The sequence below is a fragment of the Pseudomonas sp. MPDS genome, from assembly GCF_013283895.1.
Lineage (GTDB): Bacteria > Pseudomonadota > Gammaproteobacteria > Pseudomonadales > Pseudomonadaceae > Aquipseudomonas > Aquipseudomonas rhizophila.
The window spans coordinates 2767177-2781086 of record NZ_CP054128.1; the positions used below are offsets into that span (position 1 = coordinate 2767177).

Annotated in this window: 9 protein-coding genes; 5 read left to right on the plus strand and 4 right to left on the minus strand. The window is 61.2% G+C overall.

Translation table 11 applies throughout. The annotated features are described in order from the left end of the window. Positions 1–39: 39 nt before the first annotated feature. Positions 40–1311 (plus strand): OmpP1/FadL family transporter, encoded by a 1272-nt coding sequence (locus HQ912_RS12310; protein WP_076384114.1) that lies wholly within the window; start codon positions 40–42, stop codon positions 1309–1311. Between the two features lie 101 nt (positions 1312–1412). Here the strand turns inward: HQ912_RS12310 and HQ912_RS12315 are convergent, their stop codons facing one another. Beyond that, positions 1413–2198 (minus strand): SDR family NAD(P)-dependent oxidoreductase, encoded by a 786-nt coding sequence (locus HQ912_RS12315; protein WP_139049740.1) that lies wholly within the window; start codon positions 2196–2198, stop codon positions 1413–1415. A 69-nt stretch (positions 2199–2267) separates the two neighbouring features. Further along, positions 2268–3728, minus strand: coding sequence for an efflux transporter outer membrane subunit (locus HQ912_RS12320; protein WP_076384116.1), 1461 nt, complete (start codon positions 3726–3728; stop codon positions 2268–2270). Positions 3729–3950: 222 nt separating this feature from the next. On the opposite strand from HQ912_RS12320, the gene HQ912_RS12325 reads away from it, so the two are divergent. Genes HQ912_RS12325 through fabF form a run of 3 tightly spaced genes read left to right on the plus strand, consistent with a single transcriptional unit; the run spans position 3951 to position 9483 of the window. Further along, positions 3951–5060 carry an efflux RND transporter periplasmic adaptor subunit gene (locus HQ912_RS12325; protein ID WP_076384118.1) on the plus strand — a complete coding sequence of 370 codons (1110 nt, stop codon included), beginning with the start codon at positions 3951–3953 and terminating at the stop codon, positions 5058–5060. Continuing rightward, positions 5057–8137 carry an efflux RND transporter permease subunit gene (locus HQ912_RS12330; protein WP_076384120.1) on the plus strand — a complete coding sequence of 1027 codons (3081 nt, stop codon included), beginning with the start codon at positions 5057–5059 and terminating at the stop codon, positions 8135–8137. The genes HQ912_RS12325 and HQ912_RS12330 overlap by 4 nt, the downstream gene beginning before the upstream one ends. Positions 8138–8193: 56 nt before the next feature. Continuing rightward, the gene (gene fabF / locus HQ912_RS12335) at positions 8194–9483 is read left to right on the plus strand and encodes a beta-ketoacyl-ACP synthase II (protein ID WP_173406830.1); all 1290 of its coding nucleotides are present in this window, start codon (positions 8194–8196) and stop codon (positions 9481–9483) included. An 11-nt stretch (positions 9484–9494) separates the two neighbouring features. Here the strand turns inward: fabF and HQ912_RS12340 are convergent, their stop codons facing one another. Further along, positions 9495–11198, minus strand: a complete 1704-nt coding sequence (locus HQ912_RS12340; protein ID WP_047230128.1) for an ABC transporter ATP-binding protein/permease — start codon at positions 11196–11198, stop codon at positions 9495–9497. Positions 11199–11397: 199 nt separating this feature from the next. On the opposite strand from HQ912_RS12340, the gene fhuF reads away from it, so the two are divergent. Beyond that, a complete protein-coding gene (fhuF, locus tag HQ912_RS12345; protein ID WP_173406831.1) occupies positions 11398–12081 on the plus strand; it encodes a siderophore-iron reductase FhuF in 684 nt (227 codons plus the stop codon). Positions 12082–12259: 178 nt separating this feature from the next. Here the strand turns inward: fhuF and HQ912_RS12350 are convergent, their stop codons facing one another. After that, the gene (locus HQ912_RS12350; RefSeq protein ID WP_173406832.1) at positions 12260–13909 is read right to left on the minus strand and encodes a cyclic peptide export ABC transporter; all 1650 of its coding nucleotides are present in this window, start codon (positions 13907–13909) and stop codon (positions 12260–12262) included. Between the last annotated feature and the right edge of the window lies 1 nt (position 13910).

The following is a 13910-nucleotide window of genomic DNA, read 5'->3' on the forward strand; positions in this document are numbered from 1 at the left end:
GCTTCATTCACCTCAGCTACTGCTGTAAGAGTTCTAATAATGAAAAAAATATGGCTCAAGACCCCGCTAGGTCTCGCTGTTGCGCTCGCCACTTCTCATGTGCTGGCGAGCGGTTTCGCGCTCAATGAGCAAAGCATCAGTGGGATGGGATCCGGGTTTGCCGGTCGCTCGTCTTCTGCTGAAGATGCGAGCACCGTTTTTGGCAATCCGGCGGGCATGTCTCGCTTGAAGAGGGAGCAGGTCAGTCTGGGGGCGGCGACGCTTTTCGCCAAGTCCGACATCAGCCAGACTCGCAGCACCTTCGGTGGCCAGCAGGACGGTGATATGGTGCCAGCGACCACGGTGCCGATGGGTTACTACGTCAAACCCATTGATGAGCACTGGGCGTTCGGTGTTGGTTTTTATGTTCCTTTCGGCCTGATTACCGACTATGGCAGCGGTTTCGCCGGGCGTTATTACGCCAACAAAAGCGAGGTCACGACCCTTACGTTCCAGCCCACTGTAAGCTATGCCTTTAACGACAAAGTGTCGATCGGGTTCGGTCCTACCATCAACCGTATCAGCGGTGAGTTGTCCGGGATGGTGCCCAACCCTCTCAGCCCTGGGCGCAATGATGGAAAACTCAAAAGCACCGGCGACGACACGGCCCTGGGTTTCAACGCGGGGATCCTGGTGCAGGCTACTGACCGAACCCGCTTAGGTCTGACGTACCACTCCAAAGTCAGTTACCACTTGGACGCCAAGACTAAGGTTACTGGTGGAGTCTTCAGCTTGCTGGGCGTCAGCGGCCAGAGCTATGACGCTTCGCTGGATGTGGATACACCGGAGTCGGTGGACTTCTCGGTGACTCATCAGCTCAACGATGACTGGACGCTTTATGCAGGGACCACCTGGACACGCTGGAGTCGCTTCAAGGAACTGGTCATCCAGAACTCGGGTTTGCCTCCTTTGCTCAGTGGCTCGCTGGGCACCGTTGCCGAAGAGCAGAACTGGCATGACACGTGGGCCCACGCCATCGGTACGGCGTACCGGTTGAACAACCAGTGGGTGCTTCGCGCAGGCTTGTCGGTCGACCAGTCGCCCGCCAACAACACCGACCGCGGGCCACGTATTCCTACGGGCGACCGGACGGTGATCAGCTTCGGTGCAGGCTGGACGCCGGTGGACGATGTCACGATCGACGTTGCCTATTCTTATCTGTGGGAAGAGAGCGTGCAGGTCAATCACACCTCAGCGACCCGGGGCGCCTACAGCTCCACGTATAAGAACAGTGCCAGCGGCCTCGGTGCTTCTGTCAGCTATCGCTTCTGATTGATTGCCGCTTTACGATAACGAAAAGGCCGGGGCACAGGTTGCCTCCGGCCTTTTTGTAGGCATTCCTTTCCCTTCGGGAAGGCCTTCACCTCGCCCACTCAGACGCCCATGACGTGCGCCATGATGCCTTGGTGAAACCGGCGAGGCGTGGCCCAGGTCAAGACCGTAATCGCTTTGTTGCCAAAGCCTGGCACGACACTCATGCGTCCGGCTTGCAGCGCACGGATTCCCGCAGCGACAACGGGCTGGGGCTGCATCATCACCATTTTCAGGGCCGGTGTGAGTTTTTGCCTGGCGCTTTGTGCAAATCCGGTGTCCGACATCCCGGGGCAAAGTGCGGTCACGACGACGCCGTCGGTTTTAAGTTCACGATGAAGCGCGTCAGAGAAGCGAAGCACATAGGCCTTTGCGGCAGAGTAAACGGCGAAATTCTTCACCCCCTGGAAGGCCAGCAGGCTGGCAACCATCAGGATATGTCCGCGTTTTCGGGCCCGCATGTCAGTCGCGAAAAGGCGCGTCAATGCTGTCAGGCTGGCAATGTCCAAATCGATCATGGCCAGGGATTGTTCTACGGATTGATCCAGAAAGGGCCCTTGCAAGCCATGACCGGCATTGTTGATGAGCACATCGATCACGACACCACGCTCGCTCAGTCGCTGATGCAGTTCGATGATCGCCGGAATCGAGGACAGGTCGACTTGCTCGACGAGCACCTCAACGCCGAAGCGTTCGCGCAACTGCGCCGACAGCGCCTGAAGTTTATCCAATCGGCGTGCTACCAGGACCAGCGATTTCCCTTGTGCTGCGTACTGCCGGGCAAACTCCTCGCCAAATCCGCTCGACGCGCCCGTGATGAGCACCCAAGAGTTATCGTTCGTTTTCATATTGCTGTTCTCTGCTGGTTTTAGCTGAAGGAGGAGGGCGCGCAGGTGGTGCCACGTCACCTGGTTACGTCATCGACTTGCCACAGGCTCGGCGTGAGCAGGCTGCCAGCCACCACCCAGTGCCCTGAACGCGGCGACCGCCGCTCGTGCCGATTCGGTTCGCGCTTGCGCTCGGGCATCGGAAGCTCGCAGCAGTGTTTCGTCGGCTTGCAGGACGTCGATGAGGCTGGCGGTGCCTTTCTCATAGGCAATGAACGAGGATTGACGAGCCTGAGTCAGAGCTGTCTCTGCTGCGGTGAGGGTGGTTGCCTGGGCTTCGCGATTGACCAACGAGGAGAACGCGTTCTCGACATCCTCGCTGGCGCGCAGCGCGGACTGGCGATAAGCGGCCAGGGCCTCGGCTTCCTGCCCCTTGGCTTGATCGATCTGTGCGTTGATACGGCCAAAGTCGAAGAGCCTCCAGCGCAGTCCCAATACACCCGCCGACTGGCTGGCGCCGCCGGTAAAAAGGTTGCCGGCGGATACGGCGGTGGCGCTACCGAGCAGCGCGCTGAGGGAGAATTTTGGATAGTACTCAGCAACGGCCTCTGCGATGCGTGCATTGGAGGCCGCTAGACGGCGCTCGGCCACGATGAGATCGGGCCGGCGGCGCAGCAGATCGGCAGGCGTTCCCATGGCGGTTATCTGGGGTGCCAGAGGAATGCTTCGCGCATTGGCCAGTTGTGTGCGATGCGTGCCGGGCGGCGTGCCGAGCATGATGTCCAGTGCGTTCATCGCAGCATCCAGGCCAATTTGCAGGACCGGCACTGTCGCTTGGACCTGTGCCAAGGCGCCCTCGGTCTGGCGAACCTGATAGCTGGCGGCGAGGCCCTTGCTGTAGAGCAGTTGGACCTTCTCCAGCAGTTCCTGTTGCGTTTTGACCTGTTGGTTCGCAATGCCCAAACGGGTCTGCAATCCGCGGACAGTGATGTAGATGTCGGCGGTCTGCGCAGCGACGGCCAGGCGGGTGGCCGTGGCGCCCGCTGCGGACGCCTGGTATTCGGCCAGGGCGGCCTCGCGTGACCGGCGCAGGCTGCCAAACAAATCGACCTCCCAGCTGGCCCCGAGGTTGAGTTCGTAAGCGCTTCCATACCGATCATAGCCAGGCGTTGAATTCAGCACCTGGCCGAGTGGGGTTTCGACTGACTGATAGGCGCGCGCGGCCTGGCCGCTGATATTGCCCGAGGGCAGCAAAGCAGCATCGGCCGCACCCAGGCCGGCCCGCGCCTGCGCGACGCGCGCCGAGGCCTGCGCCAGGTCCAGGTTCTGCTCAAGTGCCTTGGCGACGAATTCGGTCAGCGCTGGGTCATCAAAGCCTTCCCACCAAGCTACGAGACTGGCCGGCATCGTCGCGGGCCGCTGTTCGACAGAGGGCTGACCGAGGAAACGGTCCGATAGCGCAGTGTCCGGACGGTGATAGTCCGGACCAACGGCGCAGCCTGCCATCAAGCTGGCACTCAGTATCAGAGCAGCGGGGTGGAGTGGCGACATGGAGATTCCTGAAGTGGAGATTGATGTGTGACCATATTATATATTGGTCACTTTCTGTCAATGAACTCCTCATGGGTGGGTGCTCTCGCTGGGGGCTATGGTCGCAATAAGTGTTGAGAAAATTGTAATTTAGTCTCTGGTCGCAATGGTTGTGACCATTGACAGTAATGGTCACACGCCAGAGAATGTGACACCTGTTTCTATTCTTCAAGTAGGGAATCTATGCGCCGGCTTCGACCTGTCACCCTTGCCGCTTGCTTGTTGCCTCTCGTCCTGACGGCGTGTGGCGACTCTTCCACCGTCCAAGATCCGCGCACGCTCGCTCCTTTGGTGAGGGTCTCTGAAGTTCAGGATTCGTCCGGCCTCTGGCGTTCATTCACCGGAGTCGTGGCGGCTCGCGTCCAGAGTGACTTGGGTTTCCGAGTGTCGGGCAAAGTGCTTGAGCGTCTGGTCGATACCGGGCAGACCGTCAAGCGTGGTCAGCCGCTCATGCGTCTGGATCCCATCGACTTAGGCTTGCAAGCACGAGCGCAGCAAGAAGCGGTCACTGCCGCCAAAGCCCGTGCCAAACAGACCGCAGATGACGAGGCTCGTTATCGTGAGCTGGTGGCCGCAGGCGCCATTTCCGCATCGGGCTACGATCAGATCAAAGCCGCAGCCGATACCGCGAAGGCACAACTCAGCGCCGCGCAAGCTCAGGCTGACGTGGCCCGGAATGCGTCGGGCTATGCCGTACTGCTGGCAGACGCCGATGGCGTTGTCATGGAGACGCTCGCCGAACCCGGGCAGGTGGTCAGCCCTGGGCAGCCGGTGGTTCGACTGGCACGGGCCGGTCAGCGCGAAGCCATCGTGCAATTGCCAGAAACCTTGCGTCCGGCCGCAGGGTCCACCGCTCAGGCGACGCTTTACGGCAACACCTCGGCTGCTGTCACTGCCAAGCTGAGGCTGCTGTCGGATTCGGCTGACCCTGTGACACGCACCTTTGAGGCGCGGTATGTATTGGCGGGCGGGCTGGCCAATGCGCCGCTGGGTTCGACCGTCACCCTTCGGATCGCCGAAGACGCCGCGCAAGGGCCGGTCCTGCAAGTTCCGATCGCTGCCCTCTATGACCCGGGCAAGGGAACCGGTGTGTGGGTCATTGCCGGCGAACCGGCGAAAGTCAGCTGGCGGCCTGTTCAGGTCCTGGGCTTGAGTGACGACGCTGCCCGAGTTGCAGGTGAGCTCAAGGTTGGCGAGCGCATTGTCGCGCTGGGCGCGCATCTACTGCGCGATGGCGAGGAAGTGCGACTGAGCCCACAGGGTGACGTGAAGGTTGCCGGGGGCCGTCAATGAGTCTCAATTTATCGGCACTCGCCGTTCGCGAGCGCTCCATTACCGTGTTCCTGATCTTTCTGATTGCCGTCGCGGGTACCTTGGCGTTCTTCCAGTTGGGGCGTGCCGAGGACCCGCCGTTTACGGTCAAGCAGTTGACCGTCATCACTGCATGGCCGGGCGCGACTGCCCAGGAGATGCAGGACCAAGTCGCCGAGCCGCTGGAAAAGCGCCTGCAAGAACTGAAGTGGTACGACCGCACGGAAACCTACACCCGTCCAGGTCTGGCTTTCACCATGGTCTCGCTGGTCGATCGCACGCCACCCTCGCAAGTCCAGGAGGAGTTCTATCAGGCGCGCAAGAAACTCGACGATGAGGCCACTCGGCTGCCGGCGGGCGTCATTGGGCCGATGGTCAATGACGAGTATTCGGACGTTACCTTCGCGCTGTTCGCCCTGAAGGCCAAAGGCGAACCGCAGCGCCTGCTGGTGCGAGATGCCGAAGCGTTGCGCCAGCGCCTGTTGCATGTGGCGGGCGTGAAGAAGGTCAACATCATCGGTGAGCAGCCCGAGCGAATCTTTGTGTCGTTCTCCCATGATCGACTGGCGACCTTGGGCGTCTCGCCCCAGGATATCTTCGCCGCGCTGAACAGCCAGAATCTGCTCACGCCTGCTGGCTCGATCGAAACCAAAGGGCCGCAAGTCGTCCTGCGGGTGGACGGTGCCTTCGATAAATTGGCGAAAATTCGCGACACACCGCTTGCGATCCAGGGGCGCACGCTGAAGCTCTCGGACGTCGCGACAGTCGAGCGCGGATATGAAGATCCGGCCACTTTCCTGGTTCGCAATAACGGCGAAGAGGCGCTGCTGCTGGGGATCATAATGCGCGAGGGCTGGAACGGCCTGGACCTGGGCAAGGCACTGGACGCCGAGACGACCAAGATCAATGAAGGCATGCCACTGGGCATGACGCTGACCAAGGTCACCGATCAAGCCGTGAACATCGACTCGGCCGTCGGTGAGTTCATGGTCAAGTTTTTTGTCGCGCTGCTGGTTGTCATGCTCGTTTGCTTTCTCAGCATGGGCTGGCGTGTAGGCGTTGTGGTCGCAGCCGCCGTACCGTTGACGCTGGCGATAGTGTTTGTGGTGATGGCGGCCACCGAAAAGAACTTCGACCGGATTACCCTGGGTTCGCTGATCCTGGCGCTTGGGCTGTTGGTGGACGACGCGATCATCGCGATCGAAATGATGGTGGTAAAGATGGAGGAGGGCTACGACCGGATCAAAGCGTCCGCGTATGCCTGGAGCCACACCGCCGCGCCGATGCTGTCCGGTACGCTGGTGACGGCGATTGGCTTCATGCCCAACGGCTTTGCGCAATCGACCGCCGGCGAATACACCAGCAACATGTTCTGGATCGTCGGCATTGCCCTGATCGCCTCCTGGGTCGTCGCGGTGGCTTTTACCCCTTATCTTGGGGTGAAGCTATTGCCGGATATCAAGCCGGTCGAGGGCGGTCACGCGGCTATCTACAACACGCGTCATTACAATCGCTTTCGCCAGCTCCTGACCCGCGTCATCGCGCGCAAATGGTGGGTGGCCGGCACCGTGGTCGCGACATTTGTCGTGGCGATTCTCGGCATGAGCCTGGTCAAGAAGCAATTCTTCCCGACCTCAGACCGTCCCGAGGTATTGGTCGAGGTGCAGATGCCCTATGGAACCTCCATCGAGCAGACCAGTGCCGCCACGGCCAAGGTCGAGGCCTGGTTGCAAAAGCAGGATGAGGCGAAAATCGTCACCGCCTATATCGGTCAAGGTGCGCCACGCTTCTACCTGGCGATGGCGCCGGAACTCCCTGACCCGTCCTTCGCCAAGATTGTGGTGCTGACGACCAGCCAGGAGGCCCGTGAAACCCTCAAGTTCCGTCTTCGCGAAGCGGTCGCCGAAGGGCTTGCCCCGCAGGCGCGGGTGCGGGTGACTCAACTGGTGTTTGGTCCGTATTCGCCATTCCCCGTGGCTTACCGGGTGATGGGCCCCGATCCGTCAACGTTGCGCGAGATCGCCGGTCGGGTACAGGACGTCATGCAAGCGAGCCCGATGATGCGGACCGTCAATACCGACTGGGGGCCACTGACGCCGACGCTGCATTTCAGTCTTGATCAAGATCGTTTGCAGGCGGTGGGCCTGACCTCGAATGCCGTCGCCCAGCAGTTGCAGTTCCTGCTCACGGGGGTGCCGATTACGGCGGTTCGCGAGGACATCCGTTCGGTGCAAGTGGTTGGTCGCGCCGCAGGTGATATTCGACTCGATCCCGCCAAGATCGAAGGTTTTACCCTGGTGGGCACGGCGGGACAGCGTATTCCGCTGTCCCAGGTCGGCGAGGTGGATGTGCGCATGGAGGACCCAATCCTGCGGCGGCGTGATCGCACGCCGACCATTACCGTGCGCGGCGACATTGCCGAAGGCTTGCAGCCACCGGACGTATCGAGCGCAATCCTCAAACAACTGCAGCCGATCATGGACACCCTTCCTGACGGGTACCGGATCGAGCAGGCGGGGGCCATCGAGGAGTCGGGCAAGGCCGGCCAGGCGATCGTGCCGCTGCTGCCGATCATGGTTGCCCTGACGCTGCTGATCATCATCCTCCAGGTACGCTCGATCTCGGCGATGGTCATGGTGTTCTTCACCGCGCCGCTGGGATTGATTGGCGTGGTGCCGACCTTGCTGATCTTCCAGCAGCCGTTTGGAATCAACGCCCTGGTCGGCCTGATCGCGCTCTCGGGTATTTTGATGCGCAATACGCTGATTTTGATTGGGCAAATCCACCACAACGCGCAAGAAGGGCTGGACCCGTTCCACGCGGTGATCGAGGCCACCGTGCAACGGGCCCGGCCGGTGCTGCTGACGGCGCTGGCGGCCATCCTGGCATTCATCCCCCTGACACACTCCGTCTTCTGGGGGACGCTGGCCTACACGCTGATCGGAGGGACCTTCGTCGGCACCATCATGACGCTGGTATTTCTGCCGGCGATGTATTCCATCTGGTTCAAGATCCATCCTGACAAACAGGTCCAAACTGAAACAGCGAGGCTGGCGTAAGTCAGCAAACGCATGCTGCTGTCAGTGGATGTCGACTGAAAAATGAAGAGGTTTTTATGATGACTGCCGAAGGTCAAAAGCGAATCGTCGTCACAGGCATGGGCATTGTCAGCCCCCTGGGTTGTGCAGTGGAAGAAGTCTGGCAGAGGTTGCTGGCAGGACGTTCCGGTATCCGTAACCTGTCTTGCAATATCACCGAGGGTACCGGCGTTGCGGTGGGCGGCCAGGTGCCGTCTCTGCAAGAGGATGCCGTTGCGGGGTATGACCCCGAGCGCTTCATCTCGGTCAAGGATCGCAAGAAGATGGACCGTTTCATCGAGTTTGCCCTGGTCGCCGCCGATGAAGCCCTGGCGCAGGCAGGCTGGCATCCGACGCAAGCCTCAGACCAGGAACGCACCGCGACAATCATTTCATCGGGCGTCGGTGGCTTTGGCGCAATTGCCGACGCTGTACGCACCACCGATGCGCGTGGCCCGCGCCGCTTGTCGCCATTCACCGCGCCGGCCTTTCTCGCCAACATGGCGGCCGGGCACGTTTCCATCCGGCATGCGCTCAAGGGGCCTCTCGGTGCGCCTGTAACGGCTTGTGCCGCCGGGGTGCAAGCCATTGGAGATGCGGCCAGGCTCATCAGAAGCGGTGAGGCGGATATCGCCATATGTGGCGGTACTGAAGCGGCGATAGACCGTGTGACCCTGGGCTGTTTTGCCGCCGCCCGCGCACTGTCCACGGGCTTTGCCGAGCACCCTCAGGAGGCCTCGCGTCCCTTTGATCGCGACCGTGACGGTTTCGTCATGGCCGAAGGGGCCGGGCTACTGGTGATCGAGTCGCTGGAGCATGCCTTGGCTCGAGGTGCCAAGCCCCTGGCCGAACTGGTCGGCTATGGCACCAGCGCCGATGCCTATCACCTGACCGCAGGCCCGGAAGACGGCAGCGGCGCACGACGCGCCATGCAGCAGGCTCTGCGCCAGGCGGGGGTCAGCCCTGCGGACGTGCAGCATATCAATGCCCACGCGACCTCCACACAGGTGGGCGACAACGGGGAGTTGGCAGCGATTCGCTCGGTGTTCGGGGCTGACTCTGGCGTGGCTATCACCTCGACCAAGTCCGCCACCGGGCACCTTCTGGGGGCGGCGGGGGGCATTGAAGCGATCTTCACCGTGCTCGCGCTGCGTGATCAGATCGTACCGCCGACGCTGAACCTGCTTCATCCCGATGAAGCCGCAGAAGGGCTCGATCTGGTCGCCCTGAATGCCCGGAAGATGTCGATCACCCATGCGCTCTCAAATGGATTCGGGTTCGGCGGCGTTAACGCCAGCGTCCTGTTTCGTCGTTGGGATGCTAAATAGAGACGGCGAACTCACACCGGTTGCTTCACCTTCCGATGCACCCACCGTGCTTCGCTTTGCAGCTCCAGGACTTGCCAATGGAAGCGCTCAAGCGAAGCATTGTGGCCGACACTGATCAGGATCGTTTCTGGCAGCGTCTCTTTGAGCAGTTGATAGCAGCGCGCCTCGTTGGTTGAATCCAGTGCTGAACTGCTCTCGTCGAGGAACAGCACCGTCGGGCGGGCCAGCAAGGCCCTGACGAACGCACAGCGTTGCTGTTCGCCGACGCTGAGGGTCTGCGCCCAGTCCCGCTCCTGCTCCAACAGATCGCTCAGGTGCTGCAGGCCAACTTGCTCCATGGCCTGGCGCAGCGCGGCATCTTCTTCGCGACGGGGTGGGTTGGGGTACCACAGCGCTTCACGCAGACTGCCCAACGGCAGGTAGGGTTTCTGCGCAAGCGTCAGGGCACGCTCACGGTCATAACAGCTTGAGCCGCGAGCGTGATGCCAAAGCCCGGTAATCGTGCGGATCAGCGTCGATTTGCCGTAGCCGGACGGCGCGCGGATCATCAGGCTGTCACCGGGCTTGAGCGACAGATTGAAGTCTTTGAACAACGGCCGGCCGTTCGGCAGCCAGATGTCCAGATCCTTGATATCGAGACCGTCGGCCTGTTGTTCGAGCCTGACCTGGGACTTGACCTCAACGTTATCCAGGCGCTCCTGGAAACCGATCAAGCGGTCGATCACCGACTTCCATTCCGACAGCTCCGGGAACACGCTCACCAGGTAGGCGATGGCGGCGTGCACTTCGCCGAAGGCCGCGCTTATCTGTGTCAGGCGGCCGAGGGGAAAGGCGCCGGCAAAGAACTGTGGCGCCATGATGAACATCGGGATGACCGTCGCGCTGCGCAAGTAGAAGGTCGAGTAGCCCATGATCAGCTTCTGTTTTTTCACCAGCGCCCAGAAGTTTTCCAGCGCCGCCTCCAGGCGGTGGTTGAAGCGTTCGTTCTCTACGACTTCGCCGCGGTATTGCGCTACCGAGTCAGCGTTCTCCCGCAGGCGGATGAGCGAAAAACGAAAATCCGCTTCACGTCGCTGCTGCATGAAATTCAGGCTGGGCAGCGCGCGTCCCAGCCAGAAGGCCAGGCCGGTGCCCAGGAGCGCATACACCAGGGCGATCCACACCAGCAGTCCCGGAATGATGATGGACTGGTCGTTGAACGGCACGCTGACCAGGCTTGAGGCCTGCCAGAGGATATGCAGGAAGGAAAACAGCGACACCACCGACGTCAACAGGCCCAGGCTCAATTTGAGCGACTTGACGATGAACAGGTCGATGTCTTCGGCGATCCGCTGATCGGGGTTGTCGACCTCGGTTTCGGTCAGCTTCAGCTTCTGGTAGCGCTGGCTGTCCAGCCATTGATCAAGCATGTTGCGGGTCGCCCAGCGCCGCCAGCGGATGGTCAGCTTCTGCTGGAAGTGGAACGCGCCCACGGTGAAGGCGGCCGTGCCGATCTGCAGCAGGATGAACTGCAGGCTGCCGATCAGGAAACCGTGGTAGTCCAGGGCCTGCAAGGCATTATAGAAATGCAGGTTCCAGAAGTTGGTGAGGATGTTGACCCCGACCAGGCACAGGGTCATCAGCACGGTGGCCAACAGCAGCAACAGGGCCGGGTACTTTTCCTCGGATGCCCAGAAAGGCCGCGCGAGACGCCAGAAATTGCGGAGTGTGTGCATGTGGTCTTGGTGAGCCTGGTCGCTAACGACGTTGAGTTTGCAGGGGAGGGAGGATAGGATCAGCCAATGCTAATCGTTTGCATTAATTAGGGAAAGCCACGGGAGCCCCGTTATCGAATTTCCAGAATGGCTTAACCAGGCCTGGCCGCCGATACAGCGGGTCATTCGGCAGGAACCTGGTGATCAGCCTGCCATCGCGTTGAGCCAGCTTGCCGACCCTGGCGTACTGCAACCCTTGCTGGCCCGGTTTTTCTTGCGTTACCCAGGGGTGAACCGCGCCGCCGTGGTTTCGCAGTGGTCGATGAACTACATGAGTATCGTCCTGCCGGCCACCCTGGCCTGTGTGCTGACGCGTCGCTGCGCGATCGAGTTCTGGGGCGAGGACGCATTGCTGTTGCACGACGACGGCCAACCTGCGGCGCTGGGCCTGGCCGCCGGACTGTCAGCCTTGGACGCGGACGGCCGTGCGGTGTACTGGTCGCGGTTGATCCACGAGCACCTGGCGCCGCTGTTCAGCACATTGGCCACCGCCGGTGGCCTGGCCCCGAAAATATTGTGGGGCAACTTCGTTGCTATCTGGGACGGTGCCTTCGCCAGGATGGACCCTGACCTGTCCAAAGACGGTTTTGCCGAGGCGCACCAGTGGCTGGAACAGGTCACGGTGAACAACGGACGCTTGAAGCTGCGAGACCTGCAACGCATGGTCGAATCACCGGCGCCGCAGATTTGCCCGTGCTTGCCATTGCGCCGGCATTGTTGCCTGCATTACCAACTGCACGAGCCGGTCGAAGGCCAACCGCCGGTGCTCTGCGAATCCTGCCCCAAGCTGCACCGTCTGCCGCTGGCGGAGCAGGTGAGCTATTTGCATTACATCTATGAGTAGGGTTGGGCGCGCGTTCAATCCTTACCCCACTGGTTTCTGGCACAGCAAGTCCTTGTGGGAGCGAGCCTGCTCGCGATAGCGGCGGGTCAGCTTGCATCAATGCTGAATAGTCGACTTCATCGCGAGCAAGCTCACACACATTTGGGTTGGGGGTTGCCCTGGAGTTGTGGGCGCATTCTCAAGTGGACAGCATTTGCGCCAGGGGCACGGCGTCAGCCTGGGGAGCGACTTCACTGAGCTTGCCATGTTCGATACGGATCAGCCGGTCGGCCAGGCCGAAGTAGGCATCGTCGTGGGAGATGACGATCAGTAGTTTGCCGCGTTCGCGCAGGTCCGGCAGGATCCGGGTGTAGAAAAAGTGCTTGAACACCGGGTCCTGGTCGGCTGCCCATTCGTCGAACAGGTAGCAGGGGCGATCATCCAGGTACGCACTGAGCAGCGCCAGGCGCTTGCGTTGCCCGGTGGACAACGCCAGCGTCGTCAGCTTGCCGTTCTCGATTTGCACCTTGTGGTCCAGTTGCAGGTGCACCAGGTAGTCCTGTGCCTGTTTCACCAGGTGCGGATCGTCGCCATCGAACAGGTTTTCGAACAGGCAGAAGTCGGTGAAGATCGCTGAGAAGTGCTGTCGGTAATGGTGATTGTCATTGCTCGAGGACACTTGTTCGTCGAGCATGACGTCGCCGCTTTCCGGCCGGTACAGCCCTGTCAGCAACAGCGCCAGGGTGGTCTTGCCGCTGCCGTTGCCGCCGGTGATGAACACCACTTCGCCGGCATTGAGGGTGAGGTCGATGGGCCCCAGGGTGAAATGACCGTCTTCGCGCTCGCGGTAGTAAGTGTGGGTGACCTGGCGGCACACCAGGCTGCGAACCTGGGTCGGCGAGATCGTCTCGACGGTTTCGTCGGCGGTTTGCATCTCGCCTTCCAGGGCGCGGATCTTGTTCAGGGCCACGCTGGCCCGACCGAGGGTCGGCAAGGCGTGCATCAACTCCGACAACGGCGTGATCATGTAGAGGATCGCCAGGATATAGCCGGTGACCAGGCTCGCGCTCAGGTCGATGAAATGCGGCGCGGCGAACAGCACCACACCGATCAGCATGTAGAACACCGCATTGCCCCAGTTCAGGACCAGGGCGTAGATGCTCATGCCCCGCACGAAATCGCGGCGGTATTGCTGGCTCACCGGTATCAGCAGGCGGGTGAAGAAGTGCTGCCGGCGCGGATGGTTGAGTTGCAGTTCCTTGCTGCCATCGGTGAGCAGGCGGTACTGATTGAACAACTGGTCCTTGAGCTCGCGAGCACGGGAGATCGAGGTCAGCGCCCGACGTTGCGGCCAGTGAAAGCTCAGGCTGCCCAGGACGATCAGCAGCAGCGTCAGGCCGAGCAATGGCATGCTGAGCCAACCCAGGTAGCCGAGGCACGCGGCGATGATCCCGACGTTGACCAGCAGGATCGGCACCAACTCCACCGCCTGGCTGATGGTCTGCGTATCGTCGGTGAGCATCGCCAGCAGGCGATGCTTGCCCAGGCGCTGCAATTGCGCGTAAGGCGTGTCGATCAGCTTGGCGCTCAGGTGCAGGCGCATGTCGTTGACCGCAGCCTGGCCCAGTCGCAACAGGCTGATGTCGGAGATGATCCGCGACACCGCGACCAACACCACCAGGCCAGCGAAGAGCAGGCCATCCACCGGGCGCAGCTTGTCGAACACCTCCAGACTGTGGTTGATGTTGGCGATCAGGCCGGCAGCCGCGAGGCCGCAGATCAACCCCGTCAGGGTCGCCACCAGCAGTGCGCGCCAGGAGCGTTTAGCCATGAGTAACAACAGATCCATT

Excerpts from the sequence above, each read along its gene's own strand:
- HQ912_RS12310 (WP_076384114.1), top strand. The coding sequence starts at position 40 with ATGAAAAAAATATGGCTCAAGACCCCGCTAGGTCTCGCTGTTGCGCTC.
- HQ912_RS12315 (WP_139049740.1), bottom strand. The coding sequence starts at position 2,198 with ATGAAAACGAACGATAACTCTTGGGTGCTCATCACGGGCGCGTCGAGC.
- HQ912_RS12320 (WP_076384116.1), bottom strand. The coding sequence starts at position 3,728 with ATGTCGCCACTCCACCCCGCTGCTCTGATACTGAGTGCCAGCTTGATG.
- HQ912_RS12325 (WP_076384118.1), top strand. The coding sequence starts at position 3,951 with ATGCGCCGGCTTCGACCTGTCACCCTTGCCGCTTGCTTGTTGCCTCTC.
- HQ912_RS12330 (WP_076384120.1), top strand. The coding sequence starts at position 5,057 with ATGAGTCTCAATTTATCGGCACTCGCCGTTCGCGAGCGCTCCATTACC.
- fabF (WP_173406830.1), top strand. The coding sequence starts at position 8,194 with ATGATGACTGCCGAAGGTCAAAAGCGAATCGTCGTCACAGGCATGGGC.
- HQ912_RS12340 (WP_047230128.1), bottom strand. The coding sequence starts at position 11,198 with ATGCACACACTCCGCAATTTCTGGCGTCTCGCGCGGCCTTTCTGGGCA.
- HQ912_RS12350 (WP_173406832.1), bottom strand. The coding sequence starts at position 13,909 with ATGGATCTGTTGTTACTCATGGCTAAACGCTCCTGGCGCGCACTGCTG.